The organism is Streptomyces roseolilacinus, assembly GCF_014649335.1.
In the GTDB taxonomy this organism is placed as follows: Bacteria; Actinomycetota; Actinomycetes; order Streptomycetales; family Streptomycetaceae; genus Streptomyces; species Streptomyces roseolilacinus.
This window is the reverse complement of sequence record NZ_BMSV01000010.1, coordinates 58,212-76,101: the sequence shown is the minus strand read 5'-3', so window position 1 is coordinate 76,101 and position 17,890 is coordinate 58,212. Positions and strand designations below refer to the sequence as shown.

At 74.3% G+C, this 17,890-nt stretch carries 16 protein-coding genes; 8 read left to right on the top strand and 8 right to left on the bottom strand.

Going from position 1 to position 17,890, the window contains the following annotated elements; genetic code table 11:
* Nucleotides 1-233: 233 nt before the first annotated feature.
* The 4 genes from IE106_RS23005 (at nucleotide 234) to IE106_RS22990 (ending at nucleotide 7,603) form a co-directional block, all read left to right on the top strand.
* Complete coding sequence (locus IE106_RS23005) at nucleotides 234-2,075, top strand: vWA domain-containing protein (protein ID WP_189537083.1); 1,842 nt, start codon at nucleotides 234-236, stop codon at nucleotides 2,073-2,075.
* A gap of 248 nt (nucleotides 2,076-2,323) precedes the next feature.
* Entirely contained in the window at nucleotides 2,324-4,219 is a 1,896-nt protein-coding gene (locus tag IE106_RS23000; RefSeq protein WP_189537082.1) for a CASTOR/POLLUX-related putative ion channel, read from the top strand.
* Between the two features lie 124 nt (nucleotides 4,220-4,343).
* Nucleotides 4,344-6,293, top strand: a complete 1,950-nt coding sequence (gene lgoX, locus IE106_RS22995; protein ID WP_373295975.1) for an L-glutamate oxidase LgoX — start codon at nucleotides 4,344-4,346, stop codon at nucleotides 6,291-6,293.
* A 95-nt stretch (nucleotides 6,294-6,388) separates the two neighbouring features.
* Nucleotides 6,389-7,603, top strand: a complete 1,215-nt coding sequence (locus IE106_RS22990; protein WP_189537080.1) for a CaiB/BaiF CoA transferase family protein — start codon at nucleotides 6,389-6,391, stop codon at nucleotides 7,601-7,603.
* A 146-nt stretch (nucleotides 7,604-7,749) separates the two neighbouring features.
* Here the strand turns inward: IE106_RS22990 and IE106_RS22985 are convergent, their stop codons facing one another.
* Nucleotides 7,750-8,013 (bottom strand): hypothetical protein, encoded by a 264-nt coding sequence (locus tag IE106_RS22985; RefSeq protein ID WP_189537079.1) that lies wholly within the window; start codon nucleotides 8,011-8,013, stop codon nucleotides 7,750-7,752.
* 432 nt (nucleotides 8,014-8,445) lie between these two features.
* A complete protein-coding gene (locus IE106_RS22980; RefSeq protein ID WP_189537078.1) occupies nucleotides 8,446-9,255 on the bottom strand; it encodes an SGNH/GDSL hydrolase family protein in 810 nt (269 codons plus the stop codon).
* Between the two features lie 359 nt (nucleotides 9,256-9,614).
* On the opposite strand from IE106_RS22980, the gene IE106_RS22975 reads away from it, so the two are divergent.
* Complete coding sequence (locus IE106_RS22975) at nucleotides 9,615-10,715, top strand: DUF5925 domain-containing protein (RefSeq protein ID WP_229840718.1); 1,101 nt, start codon at nucleotides 9,615-9,617, stop codon at nucleotides 10,713-10,715.
* Nucleotides 10,716-10,751: 36 nt separating this feature from the next.
* Here the strand turns inward: IE106_RS22975 and IE106_RS22970 are convergent, their stop codons facing one another.
* A complete protein-coding gene (locus IE106_RS22970) occupies nucleotides 10,752-11,126 on the bottom strand; it encodes a GntR family transcriptional regulator (protein ID WP_189537076.1) in 375 nt (124 codons plus the stop codon).
* 72 nt (nucleotides 11,127-11,198) lie between these two features.
* Here IE106_RS22970 and IE106_RS22965 point away from each other — a divergent pair, with 72 nt between their 5' ends.
* Both IE106_RS22965 and IE106_RS22960 read left to right on the top strand, forming a co-directional pair.
* Entirely contained in the window at nucleotides 11,199-12,122 is a 924-nt protein-coding gene (locus IE106_RS22965) for a GNAT family N-acetyltransferase (RefSeq protein ID WP_189537075.1), read from the top strand.
* On the top strand, nucleotides 12,103-12,585 hold the full coding sequence (locus IE106_RS22960) for a ribonuclease FAU-1 family protein (RefSeq protein WP_189537074.1): 483 nt from the start codon (nucleotides 12,103-12,105) through the stop codon (nucleotides 12,583-12,585). Before IE106_RS22965 ends, IE106_RS22960 begins: the two co-directional genes overlap by 20 nt.
* Here IE106_RS22960 and IE106_RS22955 read toward each other — a convergent pair.
* From IE106_RS22955 to IE106_RS22940, 4 genes are read right to left on the bottom strand one after another with little or no spacing between them, the layout of a single operon-like run.
* Complete coding sequence (locus IE106_RS22955) at nucleotides 12,564-13,019, bottom strand: GNAT family N-acetyltransferase (RefSeq protein ID WP_189537073.1); 456 nt, start codon at nucleotides 13,017-13,019, stop codon at nucleotides 12,564-12,566. The genes IE106_RS22960 and IE106_RS22955 overlap by 22 nt on opposite strands.
* Nucleotides 13,016-14,512, bottom strand: coding sequence for a tripartite tricarboxylate transporter permease (locus tag IE106_RS22950; protein WP_189537072.1), 1,497 nt, complete (start codon nucleotides 14,510-14,512; stop codon nucleotides 13,016-13,018). Before IE106_RS22950 ends, IE106_RS22955 begins: the two co-directional genes overlap by 4 nt.
* On the bottom strand, nucleotides 14,512-15,030 hold the full coding sequence (locus IE106_RS22945) for a tripartite tricarboxylate transporter TctB family protein (RefSeq protein ID WP_189537071.1): 519 nt from the start codon (nucleotides 15,028-15,030) through the stop codon (nucleotides 14,512-14,514). Before IE106_RS22945 ends, IE106_RS22950 begins: the two co-directional genes overlap by 1 nt.
* The gene (locus IE106_RS22940; RefSeq protein ID WP_189537070.1) at nucleotides 15,027-16,010 is read right to left on the bottom strand and encodes a Bug family tripartite tricarboxylate transporter substrate binding protein; all 984 of its coding nucleotides are present in this window, start codon (nucleotides 16,008-16,010) and stop codon (nucleotides 15,027-15,029) included. Before IE106_RS22940 ends, IE106_RS22945 begins: the two co-directional genes overlap by 4 nt.
* Before the next feature lie 125 nt (nucleotides 16,011-16,135).
* On the opposite strand from IE106_RS22940, the gene IE106_RS22935 reads away from it, so the two are divergent.
* On the top strand, nucleotides 16,136-16,825 hold the full coding sequence (locus IE106_RS22935) for a response regulator (RefSeq protein ID WP_189537069.1): 690 nt from the start codon (nucleotides 16,136-16,138) through the stop codon (nucleotides 16,823-16,825).
* 32 nt (nucleotides 16,826-16,857) lie between these two features.
* Here IE106_RS22935 and IE106_RS22930 read toward each other — a convergent pair whose 3' ends face one another.
* Nucleotides 16,858-17,754 carry an esterase/lipase family protein gene (locus IE106_RS22930; protein WP_189537068.1) on the bottom strand — a complete coding sequence of 299 codons (897 nt, stop codon included), beginning with the start codon at nucleotides 17,752-17,754 and terminating at the stop codon, nucleotides 16,858-16,860.
* Between the last annotated feature and the right edge of the window lie 136 nt (nucleotides 17,755-17,890).

Below are 17,890 nucleotides of genomic sequence, written 5' to 3'. Positions count from 1 at the left end.
CGGGGACCGGTCGCGTCAGGCGCCGGTACCGCGACGATTCCGAGGGGGGAATCATGCGACCATCCACTGCGCGTGGGCGCGGATCCATGCCTTTCCGCCGTCTCCTGGCCACCACCGCGGCACTGGCGGCAGCGGTTGCCGGTGCGCTGACCTGGGCGCCTGAGGCGTCCGCGGCGCCATTGCCCGGAGCGTCCGCCAGTCCGACGACCGTTCCGCGGTACGGCACCTCCACGGTGACTCTGACGCTCGACGGCGAGAGCAGCACCCAGTCGACGCCGACCGACCTGGTGCTGGTGCTGGACGAGTCCGGCAGTGTCAACGACACGGAGTTCGACCAGTTGACGGACTTCGCCGACGGCGTGGTCGCGGCGGTCGCCGACGACGGCCTGTTCGCGAACGGCGGAAGGGTCGGTGTCGTCGGGTTCTCCCACGTCGCGGAGGACGTCATCCCGCTCAGCGGCGACGAAGGGGCCGTCCGCAGCGCCATCGCGAACAACCCCCAGCTGCGCAACAACACCTGCATCTCCTGCGGTCTCGACCGGGCGGGCGTCCAGTTGGGACCCGACGACCCGCAGCGGAACCAGGCGGTCATCGTCATCACCGACGGCAACGCCAACCCCGGCGACCCGACGGCCTCGGCCGCCGCCGCGCTCCAGGGCAAGGCCACCGTCTTCGCGGTCGGTGTCGGCGACGGGGTCAGCCAGGCCACTCTGGAGACGGTCGCGAGCGGTCCCGGGGCCGACAACACCTTCACCGCGGGCAGCTTCGACGACCTCGCCGCCCTGCTCGAAAAGCTCGTCGCGGCCGTGTCGGTCCCCGGCGCGACCCACCCCTCCATCGCCGTCACGCTGACACCGCCGTGGCGGCTGGTGCCGGGCTCGGTGAGCGCCGACCTGGCCGGGTCGTCGATCGGCGGGGTGACCCCGGACGGGTTCACATGGTCGCGGGCCGACCTCGGCGACGAGGACCTGGTGATCACCTACCGGGTCGAGCACGTCGGCGCCCCCTGCGGCCCGCTGGACGTCAACTCGTCGGTGACGTACCACGACGACGAGAACGCCGCGGTGGTGTTCCCGCCCGTCGTCGTCACCGTCACCTGTGTGCCTCCGGTCGCCGACGCCGGACCGGACAAGACCGTCGCCGAAGGATCGTCCGTCGCCCTCGACGGTTCCGGCAGCCACGACACGGACGGGGTCCTCACCTCGTACGCGTGGAACGGCGCCGACGCCGGGGTCGGGGCGCTGTCGGGCACGAGCGACCCGGTGGCCTCCTACAACGGCCTCGACGACGGGGCCGACGCCGTGACCCTCACCGTGACGGACGACAACGGGCTCGTCGACGACGACAGCACCACCGTGACGGTGCAGAACGTGGCGCCGAGCCTGACCCTCACGTCCTGCCCGGTGGACCCGAGCGCCGTCGGTGATGACGTGTCGTTCACCGGCACCTTCACCGACCCGGGCACACTCGACACCCACGAGATGACCGTCGACTGGGGAGACGGGACCACGACCGCGCCGGTCACCTCCCCGGTGGGTGCCACCCACCAGTACGCCGCGGCGGGCATCCACGACATCACCGTCACCATCACCGACGACGACGGCGGGTCCGACACGAAGACCTGCGGTTTCGTCGTCGTGTACGACCCCGATGGCGGGTTCGTCACCGGCGGCGGCTGGATCGAGTCACCCGCCGGTGCCTATCCGGCGGATCCGGGAGCGACCGGCCGGGCCAACTTCGGGTTCGTGTCCAAGTACAAGAACGGTGCGACCGTCCCCAGCGGCAACACGGAGTTCCAGTTCAAGGCCGGCGCCGTGAACTTCCACTCCGGCGAGCACCAGTGGCTGGTCGTGGCGGGCGACAAGGCGATCTTCAAAGGCACCGGTACGGTCAACGGCTCGGACGGCTACAGCTTCATGCTCACCGCCACCGACGCGAACCCCGACCGGCTCCGGATGAGGATCTGGAAGACGGCGGACTCGACCCTCGTCTACGACAACCAGATGGGGGCCGACGACACCGCCGCCCCGACGACCGCCCTCTCCGGTGGTTCCATCGTGATCCACAAGAACTGAGCGGGCAGTACGCGGCGCTCCGGTCGGCCCGGGATTCCTCCGGCCGGCCGGGGCCCGGCTCCCCTGGGGACCGGACGGCGCGGGCCGCCGTCGCCGCGCACGGATTGCGAGATGTGGACGAGCGCTCATACCTCGGAGTGGAGAAGGGGATCTCCGGGACGTCGGCCCCCCACGGCTCGCTAGCGTGGGACCCCCCGCGACCTCCCGTCGCGGTCCTGCTACGTCGCCTCCCGCACGAGGGGCCCTGCATGACACAGCACACGCCCCACCTGTGGTCGCGTCTCCGCTACCGGTTCGACATCCTGATGGCCCACGGCACCCCCGTGCTCATCGGCTGGCTCACGGCCGTCTGCCTCGCGATCGTGGTCCCGGCCAGTGTGGTGCTGGTGGGGGCCTCCCGCGACGTCCCGACCACCGCCGCGGGGTGGGGTGCGGCCGTCTGGAGGAGCGTCGGGCAGACCCTCAGGCTGGGCGGCGAGGTCGGGTCACCCGTGTACGTGATGATGTCCGTCCTCCTGGCGCTCGTGGCCCTGCTGTTCGTGTCGGCGCTCGTCAGCCTGATCACCACCGGGCTCCACCACCGGTTGCTGGCCCTGCGCTCGGGCAGGTCCCCGGTCCTGGAGGAACGGCACACGGTGCTCCTCGGGTGGACCGACCAGGTCTTCCCCGTCATCACGGAACTGGTGGCGGCCAACGCCGACCGGCGCAGGGCGACCGTCGCCGTCTTCGCCGACAGGGACAAGGTCGGGATGGAGACCGAGATCACCAGCCGCGTCGGCGGCACCGGTGCCACGCGGGTCGTCTGCCGGAGCGGCTCCACCACCGACCCCACGCTCCTCTCCGTGGTGAGCCCCCACACCGCCAAGGCCGTGCTGGTGCTCCCGCCGGAGGATCCGGGAGGCGACGCCCACGTGGTGAAGACGCTCCTCGCCCTCCGCGCGACCGGCCCCGAGACCCGCGACTGCGTGGTGGTCGCGGCGGTGCGGGACGCCCGGAACCATCCGGCCGCCGCCCTGGCCGCCGGTCCCCACGGGCACGTCCTGAGCGTCGACGACGTCGTGGCCCGGCTCCTCGTCCAGACGTCGCGCCAGCCGGGCCTCTCGCTCGTCCACCAGGAGCTGCTGGACTTCGCGGGGGACGAGTTCTACGTCGTCCCCGTGCCCGCGCTGACCGGCCGCACCTTCGGCGAGGCGCTCGGGGCCTTCGCCACCTCCTCGGTGGTCGGCCTCCGGCGGGACGGCGGCGGCATGGTCCTCAACCCGCCGTCCGACACCCGCGTCGGCCCGGCCGACCGGTTCGTCGTCATCACCGAGGACGACGGCACGGCGGTGCTCGCCGACACGCCGCCGGCCGTCGACGAGGACGCGATCGTCACCGCCCGCCCCCGCACGCAGGCCGCCGAGCGCCTGCTGCTCCTCGGCTGGAACCGACGCGCCCCGTTGATCGTCGAGCAGCTCGCCTCGTACGTGCCGTCCGGCTCCACGCTCGACGTCGTCACACTCGCCGACGCCGCGGCCGTCCGCGGTGCGTGCCGCCCCGGCCGCCTGGACGTCAGGTTCCTCCGCGGCGACACCACCGACCGGGGGCGGCTCGCCGAGCTCGACGTGCCGTCGTACGACAGGGTGCTGGTCATCGGGGACCGGGGGCACGCCGTGGGACCGGACGCGGAGCCGGAGAGGGCGGCGGACGACCGCACGCTGGTGACGCTGCTCCACCTGCGGGACATCGAGCAGTCGGCCGGCCGGGAACTGTTCGTCATCACGGAGATGACCGACGACCGCAACCGGCTGCTCGCCCCGGTGCGGGAGGGCGCCGACTTCATCGTCAGCGACCGGCTGGTCAGCCTGCTGATGACGCAGATCTCGGAGAACCGGCACCTGGCGGCCCTCTACGACGAGCTGTTCGCCGCGGAGGGGAGCGAGGTCCACCTCAAGCCGGCCGCGGACTACGTCGTGACGGACCGCCCGGTCTCCTTCGCCACCGTCGTCGAGTCGGCGCGCCGCCGGCACGAGTGCGCCATCGGCTACCGGCTGCACGCCGGGGCCGCGACCGGCCCCGCCCACGGCGTACGGATCAATCCGGACAAGCGCGAACCGGTGCGGTTCGGGGACCGGGACACGGTGATCGTGATCGCGGAGGACTGACGCCTCCGCGCGGATCCCGCGAAGGGTAGCGGACGGAGGCGGGCGGGCGGTGAGGGAGCCGCACTTTCGGGTGAACGACCAGGTGGACCGGTGACAGGACGGCCGGTTCCCCGTTCTTATGATCATGAAGAACTTAGAGCTGACGCGCCGCCAGGTCGCGGCGCTGTCAGGGTCCGCAGCCGCCGCCACCGCCCTGTCGGGTCCGGCCGCCGCCGTCGCGTCGCCGGCCACCGCGGCGCCCCCCTCCGCGGCACCGCGTTCCACCGCCGACTGGGAGACCTGCCTCGCCGTCGCCCGGGCGCTGCTCGTCCTCGACGAGGACGGCCGGCCGCTGGTCCCCCGGTACGAGAAGATCCTCCTGGGCGGCGGGCTGCCCCGGGGCCGCGGCGCCGCCAAGGACGTGCTGGTCCTCGGCGCCGGCCCGGCGGGCATGGTCGCCGCCTGGCTGCTCAAACGGGCCGGTCACCGCGTCACCGTCATCGAGGCCAACGGCAACCGGGCGGGCGGCCGCATCAAGACCTTCCGCACCGGCGGCCACGAGAACGCGCGCCGGGCGTTCGCCGACCCCAAGCAGTACGCCGAGGCGGGCGCCATGCGCATCCCCGGCAGCCACCCCCTGGTCATCGGGCTGATCGACGCCCTGGGCATCGAACGGCGCCCCTTCCACTACGTCGACGTCGGCCCGGACGGCAGGCCCGCCCACCGCACGTGGATCCGCGTCAACGGCATCAGCGTCCGCCGCGCCGACTACGCGAAGGACCCCCGCGCCGTCAACCGCTCCTTCGGTGTCCCGGCGGCGTACGAGGACGTCCCGGCGGGGGAGATCGTCCGGCGGGCCCTGGACCCGGTCCGCGACGAGTTCAGCGTCCGCCGCCCCGACGGGACACGGGTCGACAAGCCCATGCCGGAGCGCCTCGAAGGCTGGGCGCGCGTGGTGCAGCGCTTCGGCGACTGGTCGATGTACCGCTTCCTCACGGAGCACGCCCGGCTGGACACCCGCACGATCGACCTGATCGGCACCCTGGAGAACATGACCTCCCGGCTGCCGCTGTCCTTCATGCACAGCTTCATGGGCGCCTCCCTCATCAACCCCGGCACCGCCTTCTACGAGCTGGTCGGCGGCACCGCCGTGCTCGCGGACGCGCTCCTGGAGCAGGTGCGCGGCGAGGTCCGCTTCGACCGGCGCGTGACCCGCATCGAGACCGGCGGCGGCCGGCGCCCCGGCGTCAGCGTCGACACCGTCTCCGAGGGCCGGGACGGCAAGGTCGTCCGGGAGCGGTTCACCGGCGACACGGCCGTCGTCACCATCCCGTTCTCCGGCCTGCGGCACGTCCAGATCACCCCCTCCCTCTCGTACGGGAAGCGCAGGGCGGTCACCGAGGTCCACTACGACAGCGCCACCAAGGTGCTCCTGGAGTTCAGCCGCCGCTGGTGGGAGTACGGCGAGGACGACTGGCGGCGCGAGCTGGACGCCGTCAGGCCGGGCCTGTACGACGCCTACCGCAGGGGCAGGGTGCCGGACGACGGCCGGCTGCTCGGAGCGCACCCCTCGGTGCCGCGCGGGTACCTGTCCGAGAGCCAGCGCGCCCACTACGCGGCACACGTCTGGGTCTCCCGCGACCAGCCGGAGGCGGCGCGGGTCGTGGGCGGCGGGTCGGTGACCGACAACCCGAACCGCTTCATGTTCAACCCCTCCCACCCCGTGCCGGGCAGCGACGGCGGCGTCGTCCTCGCCTCGTACAGCTGGGCGGACGACGCCCGGCGCTGGGACTCCTTCGACGACGAGGCGCGGTACGCCCTCGCCCTGCGCGGCATGCAGGAGGTCTACGGGCAGCGGCTCGAGGTGTTCTTCACCGGGGTGGGCCGCACCCAGAGCTGGCAGCGCGACCCGTACGCGTACGGCGAGGCGTCCGTCCTCCTGCCGGGACAGCACACCGAGCTCTTCCCCGGCATGGGGACGCCCGAGGGCCCGCTGCACTTCGCCGGCTGCCACACGTCCCTCAAGCCGGCCTGGATCGAGGGAGCGCTGGAGTCGGCGGTCCGCGCCGCCTGGGAGGTCCACGGCGGCGCCTGACCCGGCCGCCCCCGCGCCCCCGCGCCGCCGCACGGCCGGCGGCGCGGGGGCGGAGGGGTGACAAGGACGGCCGGTCCGCGGTAGGTACGGCTGTCATGAGCACCCATCCGCGGCCCCGGCCGCTTCCCCTGCCGCTCGACGGGGTCACCGTCGTCGCCGTCGAGCAGGCCGTCTCGGCTCCGTTCGCCACCCGTCAGCTCGCCGACCTGGGGGCGCGGGTGATCAAGGTGGAACGGCCGGACGGAGGGGACTTCGCGCGCGGCTACGACACGGCCGCGCGCGGGCTCGCCTCCCACTTCGTGTGGTGCAACCGGGGCAAGGAGTCCCTGGCCGTGGACCTGAAGGACCCGCGCGGCATCGCGCTGGTGCGCCGGCTCGTCGCGCGCGCGGACGTGTTCGTGCAGAACCTGGCCCAGGGCGCGGCCGCCCGGCTGGGGCTGGACGCGGCGACGCTGTGCGCGGCGCACCCCCGCCTGGTGGCGGTGGACGTCTCCGGGTACGGGGCGGGCGGCCCGTACGCGCACAAGCGGGCGTACGACATGCTCGTCCAGTGCGAGGCGGGGCTCGTGTCGGTGACGGGCACGCCGGAGCAGCCGGTGAAGGCGGGCGTTCCCGCGGCGGACATCGCGGCGGCGATGTACGCGTTCTCCGGAGTGCTGGCGGCGCTGCTGCGGCGGGCGACGACGGGGGTCGGCGGGCCGGTGGAGGTGTCGATGCTGGAGTCGCTGGCCGAGTGGATGGGCCATCCGCTGCACCACGGGATGCACGGGGGCGAGGCCCCGGCGCGTACGGGGGTCGCCCACGCGGTGATCGCCCCGTACGACGCCTACCCGACGGCGGACGGCGGGCAGGTGCTGCTGTCGGTGCAGAACGACCGGGAGTGGCGGCGGCTGGCGGAGCAGGTCCTGAAGCGGCCGGAGCTGGGCGAGGACCCGGCGTTCGCGACCAACGCGGCGCGGGTGGCGAACCGGGAGCGGACCGACGCCGCGGTCGGTGGGGCGCTGGGCGTGCTGGGCACGGCGGAGGCGGTCGAGCGGCTGGAGGCGGCGGGCATCGCGTGCGCGCGGCTGAACACGGTCGCGGACCTGGCCGCGCACCCGCAGCTGGCGGCGCGGGACCGGTGGCGCGAGGTCGGCTCGCCGGTGGGGCCCCTGCGGGCGCTGCTCCCGCCGATCACCCTGCCGGGCGGGCCGGAAGCGCTGATGGGAGCCGTTCCGGGGCTGGGTGAGCACACGGACGCGGTGCTGCGGGAACTCGGCGTGGACGCGCGGGAGTGCGCGCTTCTGCGCCGGGACGGTGTGGTCGGGTGAGGCGGGTGGTGGCCGGCGGGCGGCCGGGAGGGGTCAGGACCGGTGGGCGGGGTGCGGTCCTGCCGAGGAACGGCCGGGTGGGAGCCGTCTCGCGCGGGCGCTGACGGGTGAACGGCCGGCCGGACCTCGTCGGCTGCGGGGCCGCCTCAGCCGTGGTTGCCGAAGAGCGAGCGGCGCAGTCGGCGCAGCGGCGCGAAGAGCGAGACGCGCGCGCTCTTGCTGCGGTGCCGGTGCGCGACGTCGCGTGACGTCAGCTCCAGCATCAGGGACGTCGCCTCGGCGGTCTCGCGCTGCGGGACGGCGGGGCCGCCGAGCACCGCGAGGTGGCGGTCGAGACGTGAACTGGTCGCGCTGCTCCCGCAGGTGATGGCGGGCACACGTGCCCTGCTGCGCATCGTTATCTGTTCCATGACACTCCCCACCCGTACAAGGGCACCCGGCCCGGGCCAACGTTAACCCTATCGTCCCCGCCTCGCAGCCGTGTATCCCGGTATCGGGATTCACCTCCCGGATACGCGGGTTGACGGTGACTCTTCGAATATGTCTGGTTCCAGGGCGAGTTGGCCGGGCTCCCGCGGGCCGTCGCCGAGGCGGGGAAGGGGCCGTCACGCGTCAAGGGGCGGGCGGGAAAAGGCTGGTGGCGAGGTGTTACCGGTTGGTCGGTGCGCCGGGCGCGGGACGCGCGGGCACGGTGTGGCGGGCCCGGGACGGGGTACGGGGGCGGGAGGTCGCGGCGCGGGCGGTGGTGCCGGCGCCGGTGGCGGGCGCGGTGGTGCACGCGGTCGTGCCCTGGCGGCGGGGCGGGGTGGCCCCGCCGCCGGGGCCGGGCGGCGCGTCCGCGCCTACGCGGCGTTCCTGAGGACCGGGAGGTAGCCGCCCGACTGGCCCGCGGCCGTGGGGTGGTACGACTCGCCGATGTTGAGCCAGTTGACGCTGTGCAGCCATGCCGAGCCGGAGCAGATCTCGTGGCCGGCGAAGGTCGGGGTGACGTCGCCGAAGGTGAAGCCGTGGTCGGCGGCGCGCTTGGCGGTGGCGGCGTTGAGGTGGTCGGCGGCGCCGTTGATGGCGCTCCGCTCGTTCTCCGTGAGGCCGGCGACGCAGGAGCCGCTCAGCTTGTAGAACCGGGGGTAGCCGAGGACGACGACCCGGGCGGACGGGGCCTTGCCGCGGACGGCGCGGTACACGGTGTCGAGGCGGCCGGGCAGCGTCGTGTCGACGAAACTCCTGGCCTCGTTGATGCGCTGGAGGCAGGTGGCCTCGGACTGCAGGACGCAGGTCGTCATGACGTCGGCGAAGCCCGCGTCGTTGCCGCCGACGGTCAGGGAGACGAGGTCCGTCCCGCTGTTGAGCGGTCCGAGCTGGTTGGCCGTCACGTCGCCCGTGCGCGCGCCCGAGCAGGCGGTGAACGCGAACGACGAGGGAGCGTTGGCGGCCGCCCAGAGGGCGGGGTAGGCGCGGGGCGTGCGCTTGCAGGAGCCGCTGGCGGTGTCGTACGCGCCGGCTCCGACGCCGGAGGAGTAGGAGTCGCCGAGGGCCACGTAGTCGACGGCGGCGGTCGAGGAGTCGGCCTGGGCGGCCCCCGCACCGGTGAGGGTGAGGGCGGCGCCGAGAAGGAGCGAGGACGCGAGCGCGCCGACGCGGGACGTTTTCATGGAACCCCCTGTCGCAGGATCACTGCCTGCCCCTTGGTAGCAGTGGGGACGTGTCCATGCCAATAGTGGTGACGGCGTTCGTCCGCGCTTTCCCCCGTTCGGAGGGGGCGCGTCACGCGGCACCCGCGTGCGCCGCCCAACTCCCCCGCGCGCCCGCGGAGTCGGCCTGACCAGCGCACCCCCCGCCCGCGCCGGTCCGCCCTCCCCCGGTACGGGGCGCCGCGGCGCCCGCCCCGCGCCCCTGCGGCGCACCGGCCGTTCACCCGGGCGCCGGGCAACCTTCCCGGCCCGTACGGCGGCGGGCGGCGGGCGGCGCGGCGGGGCGAAAAGCGGTGCGGGGGCGGCGGGTGTGCCGGATCATGGGGCGCATGTCAGCCAACCCGCAGGACGCACTGCCGATCCGCCTCACCGTCGACGACAGCGACTCCCCCTCCGACGTGATCGACGCGCTGTTCCTCGGCCGTTTCGCGACCGGTGAGCAACCGCACTCGCGCAGCCGCAGCCTCGACCGGGTCAGGCCGGGTGCGACGCTGCTCCCGCCGGGTGCGACGGTGCTGCGGTCCGCCCGCGCGGACGACCGCGGCGCCGTCCTCGCGGAGGGCGAGGGGTGGACGCTGCTCGTGTCCCGCTGGAACCGGGGCGCGGACGTCACGGTCACCGCCGTCGACGACGACCTGGCCGAAAGGGTCCTGGCCGAGGCGACGGACGGCGCCCAGGACGAGGCCGAACCGCGCCCCGACGACGTCACCATGGGCTTTTGGTACCTGTCCCCGCGGCGCGGCGCGCACCGCACGACCCGCCAGATCTCCGCCGGCTCCTGGGACGAGGTGCGGCCCAACTACACGGCGCCCGTCGCGGACGCGCTGGACCGGCTGATGAAGGTCACGCCCGACGACGTCGCGGGCCGGCTGCTGCTCCTGCACGGCCCGCCCGGCACGGGCAAGACCTCCGCGCTGCGCACCCTCGCCCGCTCGTGGCGGGACTGGTGCCAGGTGGACTGCGTCCTCGACCCGGAGCGGCTGTTCGGGGACGTCGGCTACCTGATGGACATCGCGATCGGCGAGGACGACGGCACGGCGAAGGGCCGCTGGCGGCTGCTGCTCCTGGAGGACTGCGACGAGCTGATCCGCGGCGAGGCCAAGCACACGGCGGGACAGGCCCTGTCACGGCTGCTGAACCTGACGGACGGGCTGCTGGGGCAGGGCCGCAACGTCCTCGTCGGCGTCACCACCAACGAGGACCTGGAGCGGCTGCACCCGGCGGTCGTCCGGCCCGGCCGGTGCCTGGCCCGCGTCGAGGTCGGGCCGCTGACCCGCGCCGAGGCGGTCACCTGGCTGGGCGGCGAGGAGGGCGTCGGCCGGGACGGCGCCACCCTCGCGGAGCTGTACGCCCTGCGGCGCGGCACCAGCCCCACGTCCCTGCCGGAGCCGCGGAGCGCGGGCGCGGGACTGTACCTGTAGGGCTCCCCCCGGGACACGCGGGGCTCCCCGGAGGGCTCACGCCCCGTACACCGCGCGCAGGGCGTCGGCCACCGCCGCCTGGGCCTCGGCCCGGGTCAGCCCCAGGCGGTGGGCCTCCCGGGCGTAGGCGGCGGCCGCCGCGGCCGCGTGGCGTTCGGCGGCGTCGCCGGCCGCCGCGACGAACGTGCCGGCGCGGCCCCGGGTCTCGATCACGCCGTCCGCCTCCAGCGCCCGGTACGCCTTGGCGACCGTGTTGGCGGCGAGGCCCAGCTCCTCCGCGAGGCCCCGCACGGTCGGCAGCTTGCGGCCGACGGGCAGCCGGCCGGAGCGGGCCTGGTCCGCGATCTGGGAGCGGAGTTGCTCGTACGGGGGGACGTTCGCGTCCGGGTCGAGGGCGATCTGCAGCGTCACGGGGCCGATTCTCCCCCACCGGGCGGAAATCGGGAGGCGGCGGGGAGGGGTGCGCGCATAGCGTCGGCGTCCATGACTGTCATCGTCCGTGAGTTCCTGTCCGAGGACGCGGCGGCCGTCGTCCGGGTGCGGCGCGCCGCGGCGCCGTACCTCGTGACGACGCCCGCGTCCCTGGTGAACGAGTACCGCGCCGCGCCGCCCGCCCGCCGCTACCTGATGCTGGTCGCCGAGCTGGACGGTGAGGTCGCCGGCTACGCCAACGCGGGCGTGGTGTACGAGTCCCCGGAACCGGGCCAGGCGTTCACCACCCCCGTCGTGCACCCGGCCCACCGGGGCCGCGGGGTGGGCGGGGCGCTGCTGCGCACCGCCGAGGAGTACCTGGCGGGCCTCGGCGCGCGCGAGGTGTACACCTGGGCCCTGGACGCGCCGGAGTGCCGGGCGTTCGCCGAGGCGCGCGGCTACCGGCCCGCGCGCACCCTCCGCTACCAGCGGCTGGACCTGGCGTCGGCGAGGCTGCCGGAGCGGCCCGCCGTGCTGCCGCCCGGTGTGGAGCTGCGCACGGCGGCGGACTTCGCCGCCGACCCGCGGCCGATGTACGCGGCGGACACGGAGGTCACGGCGGACGAGCCGACCGACATCCCCTTCGGCCTGGGCGACTACGAGGAGTGGCTCGCCGACACCTGGAACGACCCGCTGCTCGACCGGGAGTTGACGGCGGTGGTGCTGGTGGACGGGGCCGTCGCCGCGTTCAGCGCCGCACACACGGACGGCGAGGGGCGGTACGTGTCGGCGATGACGGGCACGCTGCGCGCCCACCGGGGGCGGGGGCTGGCCACGCTCGCCAAGGCCGAGTCGCTGCGCCGGGCCCGCGCGGCCGGCTGCGTGGAGGCGTACACGAGCAATGACTCCGAGAACGGGCCGATGCTCGCGATCAACCGGCGCTTCGGGTACGAGCCGTGCGCGACGGAGGTGCGCCATGTCGGCACGCTCGGGTGACGTCGTGGACGTCGTCCTCGTCAAGGCGGGCCGGGTGAAGATCCGCTACCCGGCGGAGGTGGTCACCGACGACGGCACGGTGCTCACCGTCCGCGCCGCGTGGGCGGGCGAGGGGGTGCGGGACTTCGGCTTCGTGCGGTTCGAGCCCGGGGACGTGTTCACCGAGCACTACCGGCGGGACCGGTGGTACTCGGTGAAGGAGGTGCGGGCCGCCGACGGGACGCTGAAGGGCTGGTACTGCGACGTCACCCGGCCCGCCGAGGTGCGGGCCGGGGAGGTGGTCGTGGAGGACCTGGACCTGGACCTGTGGGTGTCGGCGGACCGGCGGCTGGTGCTGCGGCTGGACGAGGACGAGTTCGCGGCGAGCGGCCTCGCGGAGCGGGACCCGGACGCGGCCGCCCGCGCGGTGGAGGCGCTGGACGCGCTGGAGGCCCTGGCCCGTCAGGGCAGCGGCTTGCGGTAGTGGACGCGGTCGTAGGGGCCGTCCTTGCGGCGCTCGACGACCTCGTAGCCGTAGCGCTCGTACATCCTCTGGTTCTCCCACATCATCGCGTTCGTCAGCAGCCGCACCTCGGGCAGGCCCAGGGCGCGGACGCGGTCCTCGACGAAGGCGAGGAGGCGGCGGCCGAGGCCGGTGCCCCGGGCGTCCGGGTGGACGGCGACGCTGTCGAGGTACAGGTGGCCCGGCTCGGTGCGGACCACGACCAGGCCCCGCACCGGGTCCCCCGCGACGAACACCCGCCCCGCCGCCACGTCGGCGGCGTGGTCCGCCTCCATCGGGGCCGGTACGAGGCCGATCCGCGCGATGTAGGGGTGGTAGGCCGCGTCGGTGACGGCCCGCACGGCGGGCACGTCGGCGGGGCCGGCGGGGCGGATGTCGTCGGGGGCGTGTGTCATGCCGTCAGGTTACGGCGGCGGGTGATCGCCTTCCGGATCAGCGGCCAGGCCAGCAGCAGCGCGACGACCGCGTACACGGTGACGGAGAACGGCGTGTTCACCAGGCCGGTGAGGCTGCCGTCGCTGATCTGGAGGGCGCGGCGCAGCTGCTGCTCGGCGGCCGGGCCGAGGATGACGCCGATCACGGCGGGCAGCACCGGCAGGCCGTAGCGCCGCATGCCGAATCCGAGGAGGCCGACGGCCAGCAGGACCACCAGGTCCAGCGCCTCGCCGCCGACCGCGTACGCGCCGACCGCGGCGAAGAACAGGATGCCCGCGTACAGGTAGGGGCGGGGCACCCGCAGCAGCTTCGCCCACACCGGGGCGAGCGGCAGGTTCAGCGCCAGCAGGAGCACCATCCCGACGAACAGGGAGGCGATCAGGCCCCACACGAGCTGCGGTTCGCGTTCGAACAGCAGGGGGCCCGGCTGGATGCCGTACTGCTGGAACGCGGCGAGCATGACGGCGGCGACGGCCGTCGTGGGCAGGCCCAGGGTGAGCATCGAGACGAGGGTGCCGGCGGCGGAGGCGGACGCGGCGGACTCCGGCCCGGCCACCCCCTCGATGGCGCCGTGCCCGAACTCGTCCTTGTGCCGGGAGAGCCGCTTCTCGGTGACGTACGACAGGAACGTCGGGATCTCCGCGCCACCGGCCGGGATCGCGCCGAACGGGAAGCCGATGAGCGGGCCGCGCAGCCACGGCTTCCAGGTGCGCCTCAGGTCGGACCGGGCCAGCCAGGGCCGGCCGACCGGGATGGCGGTGGCGCCGTGGCGGCGCAGGTGCGCGGCGACCCACAGGGCCTCGCCGATGGCGAAGAGGCCGACCGCGACGATGACCACGTCGATGCCGTCGGCGAGCTGGAGCGAGCCGAGGGTGAGCCGGGGCTGACCGGTCATCCGGTCGAGGCCGATGAGGCCGAGGGTGAGGCCGATCAGCAGGGACGCCAGGCCGCGGACGCGGGACGAGCCGAGGACGGAGGTGACGGCGATGAAGGCCAGCACCATGATCGCGAAGTAGTCGGGGGCGCCGATGTCGACGGCGAGCGCGGCGACGACGGGGGCGAGCGCGACCAGCAGGACCGTGCCGATCAGGCCGCCGGCGAAGTGGCCGCCGGCCGCGGCGGCGAGCGCCTGGGCGCCGCGGCCGGCCTTCGCCATGGGGTTGCCCTCGATCGCGGCGACGACGGCGGCGCTCTCGCCGGGCGTGTTCAGCAGGATCGAGGTGGTGGAGCCGCCGAACATGGCCCCGTAGTAGATGCCGGCGAACATGATGAACGCGCCGGTCGGCTCCAGCCCGTACGTGACCGGCAGGAGCAGCGCGACGGCCATGGCGGGGCCGATGCCGGGCAGGACGCCGATGGCGGTGCCGAGGAGGACGCCGATCGCCGCCCACAGCAGGTTGACGGGGGTGAGGGCGGTGCCGAAGCCCTCCATGAGGGAGTTCAGGGAATCCATCAGATCACTCCCATGAGCGGCCCGCCGGGCAGCGGGACGCCGAGCAGGTGGTGGAAGACGAGGTACGTGACGAAGGAGAGGACCGCCGCGATGAGCGGGTCGCGGTCGGTGCGGCGGCTGCCCAGGGCGTACGCGCAGCCCCAGAAGAGGAGCGCGCCGGAGACGGGGAAGCCGAGCGGTTCGATGAGGACGGCGTTGCCGAGGAACACCCCGACGAGGAGCAGCACGGTCCGCCAGTCGGCGGGCTCGGACAGGTCGACGTCCTCGCCCCCCTCGGCCTCGCCGCGCCCCCCGCGCAGCACGTCGACGGTGAGGAGGACGGCGACGAGGAGCAGCCCGGCCCCGACGACGAGGGGCACGGTGCGGGGGCCGACGGGGCCGCGCTGGGTGAGGTCGACGCTCATGGTGACGGCGTCGGTGAGGACGAGGACGCCGAGGAGGAAGAGGAGGGCGCCGACACCGAGTTCGGAGTGGTCGCGGAGCCAGGCGCGGCGGTCGCGGGGCGCGGGGGTGGTCACAGTCCCAGCTCCTTCAGGACGTCGGCGACGCGCTGGTCCTGCGCGTCGAGGAAGGCGCCGAACTCCTCGCCGGCGAGGAACGCGTCGGTCCAGCCGTTCTTCTCCAGGGACGCGCGCCACTGCGGGGAGGCGTGCAGCTCGGTGACGAGGGTGACGAGCTTGTCGCGCTCGGTGTCGGTCAGGCCGGGCGGGGCGACGATGCCGCGCCAGTTGGTGAACTCGGTGTCGAGGCCGGACTCGCGGAGCGTGGGGGCGTCGAGGCCGGGGACGCGCTCGGCGCCGGTGACGGCGAGGACCCGCAGCTCGCCCGCCTTGATCTGGTCGAGGTACTCGCCGACGCCGGAGACGCCGAAGGCGACCTTGTCACCGAGGATCGAGGCGAGGAGTTCGCCGCCGCCGTCGAAGGGGACGTAGTTGACCGACTTCGGCGGGATGCCGGCCGCCTGCGCCATCAGCATCGGCGCGAGGTGGTCGGGGCCGCCCGGGGAGGAGCCGCCGCCGACGGGCAGCTTGCCGGGGGCGGCCCTCCAGGCGGAGAGCAGCTGCGGCAGGGTCCGGTACGGGGAGTCCTCGGACACCACCACGATGTCCTGCTCCTCGGTGAGCCGGGCGATGGGCGTGGTGTCGGCGAGGGTCCTGGACGCCTTGTTGGTGTGGACGGCCCCGACGACCCCGAGGCCCATGGACATGGCGAGCCTGCCGTTGCCGTGTTCGCCGACGAGCGAGGTCAGGCCGACGGTGCCGCCCGCGCCGGGCAGGTTGAAGACCTCGATGTCACGCGTCAGGCCGGCGTCCTCGGCGTTCTTCGCCGCGGTGCGGGCGGTGATGTCGTACCCGCCCCCGGGCGTGTTGGGGACCATGAGGCGCAGGCCGGGGATGTGGGTGCCGGTGTCGGAGCCGCTGCCGGGCTGGAGCAGCGGCGGCCCCACGAGCACCAGCAGCGCCGCCCCGAGCAGGGCGAGGGGAGTGCGCAGTCGCACGGGTGCCGCCTTTCGGTTCTGGGTTCCGGGAGTGGCCCACATGTTGCCCGCGCGTTAAGAACATGTCTCCGTTCCGCAACCAACGGACGTTGTGGTCCTTGTGGTCGCGGCCTAGCGTTCGGGGCATGACGAGGGTGCTGGTGGTGGACGACGACTTCATGGTCGCCAAGCTGCACGGCCGCTGCGTGTCCGCGGTGGAGGGCTTCACGGTCGCCGGGGTCGCGCACAGCGGCGCCGACGCGCTGCGCGCCGCCCGTGAGCTGCGCCCCGACCTGCTGCTGCTCGACGTGTACCTGCCCGACATGGACGGCATCGAGGTGCTGCGGGCGGTCCGGGCCGAGGAGGAGCGCGCCGGGCGGGGCGGGGCGCACGCGGACGCCCTGTTCATCACGGCCGCGCGGGACGCGGCCACGGTCCGCTCGGCGCTGCGGGCGGGCGCGCTGCACTACCTGATCAAGCCGTTCAGCCAGGCGGCGCTGCGGGAGCAGCTGCTGCACGCGGCGTCCGTGCGTACGCGTCTCGCCGCGCTGGACGAGGCCCGCCAGGAGGACGTCGACCGGATCTTCGGCACCCGGCCCCGCGCTTCGCGGGAGCTGCCGAAGGGGCTGGCCGCGCACACGGCGGACCTGGTGGAGCGCATCCTGCGCGAGCACCCCGGGGGGCTGTCCGCGTCGGAGTGCGCGGAGGCGGGCTCCCTGTCCCGGGTGAGCGCCCGCCGGTACCTGGAGTACTTCACGGAGACGGGCCGCGCCGAGGTCACCCTGCGCTACGGCGGGACGGGCCGCCCGGAGCGCCGCTACCGGTACGTGGGCTAGGGCGCCCGCGGGCGCCCTAGCCCACGTATCGGTCAGTCGAGGACCGACGCGCAGGTGGTGGGGGTCGCGTGCGCCGGGTCGAGCGCGTTGGCGACCTCGTGGAAGGCGATCCGGTCGAACAGCCCTATGGCCAGGTGCTCGGAGAGGTCCAGGGGGCACAGGTCCTGGAGGAGCACGTTGCGGACCCCGGGGCCGTCGAGGAACTGGGAGCGGTAGGGGGTGACGACCTCGTCGTACCGGGTGGCGATGACGGTGTAGCGGACGCCGGGGACGGTGTCGCCGCCCTCGTCGAGCTTCCGGAGGAAGGGGGAGCCGGCCACCTGGTCGGCGAGGGCCGGGGTCCTCTCGTTCAGCAGGTCGGCGGCGCCGGGGAAGTACGGCAGGAGCCGGGTGAGGCCGAGCAGGGTGGTGCCGTGGTTGCTGGGGGCGATGCCGACGAGGGCGTTCACCTCGGCGGCGCCGCCGAGGAACCTCAGGTAGTGGCGGGGCATCAGGCCGCCCTGGGAGTGGCCGACGAGGTCGGCCTCGGGGGCCCCGGTGGCGTCGAGGACCCGGTCGACGAAGGCGTCGAGCTGCTCGGCGGACTCCGCGACGGGGCCGAGGCCGTGGAAGAACGGCACCCCGGGCAGCTGCCCGTAGTCGAGGGAGAAGACGCAGTAGCCGCGCCGCACCAGGTAGGGGGCGAGTCCCAGCCAGTTGTCGACGGAGTTGCCGAAGGTCCCGTGGACGAGGACGACGGGGCGCGGATGGGCGGCGGGCGGCTCGCAGGAGTAGTCGTTCCAGCCGCCCCGGTCCGTTCGGCTCCCCTCGGGACCGGGCGCGGCGGTGGCCGCGTGGACCGGGGTGAGGAGGGCGGCGGTCAGGACGAGGGCGGCGGTCAGGGCTCGCAGGGCGCGCCGCGGGGCGGCGGGCGGGCGCGGGGGCAGCATCGGGTGGTCTCCTCGCGGCTCAAGGAAAAGGGCGGCGGTACGCCCCGGCGGCCCGGACCACTGACGGGGAGGGCGCGGCGTGGGGCCGCGCCCGGGTCAAGTTACGTACGGGCAGCGCGAAGAGGGAAGTTACGCG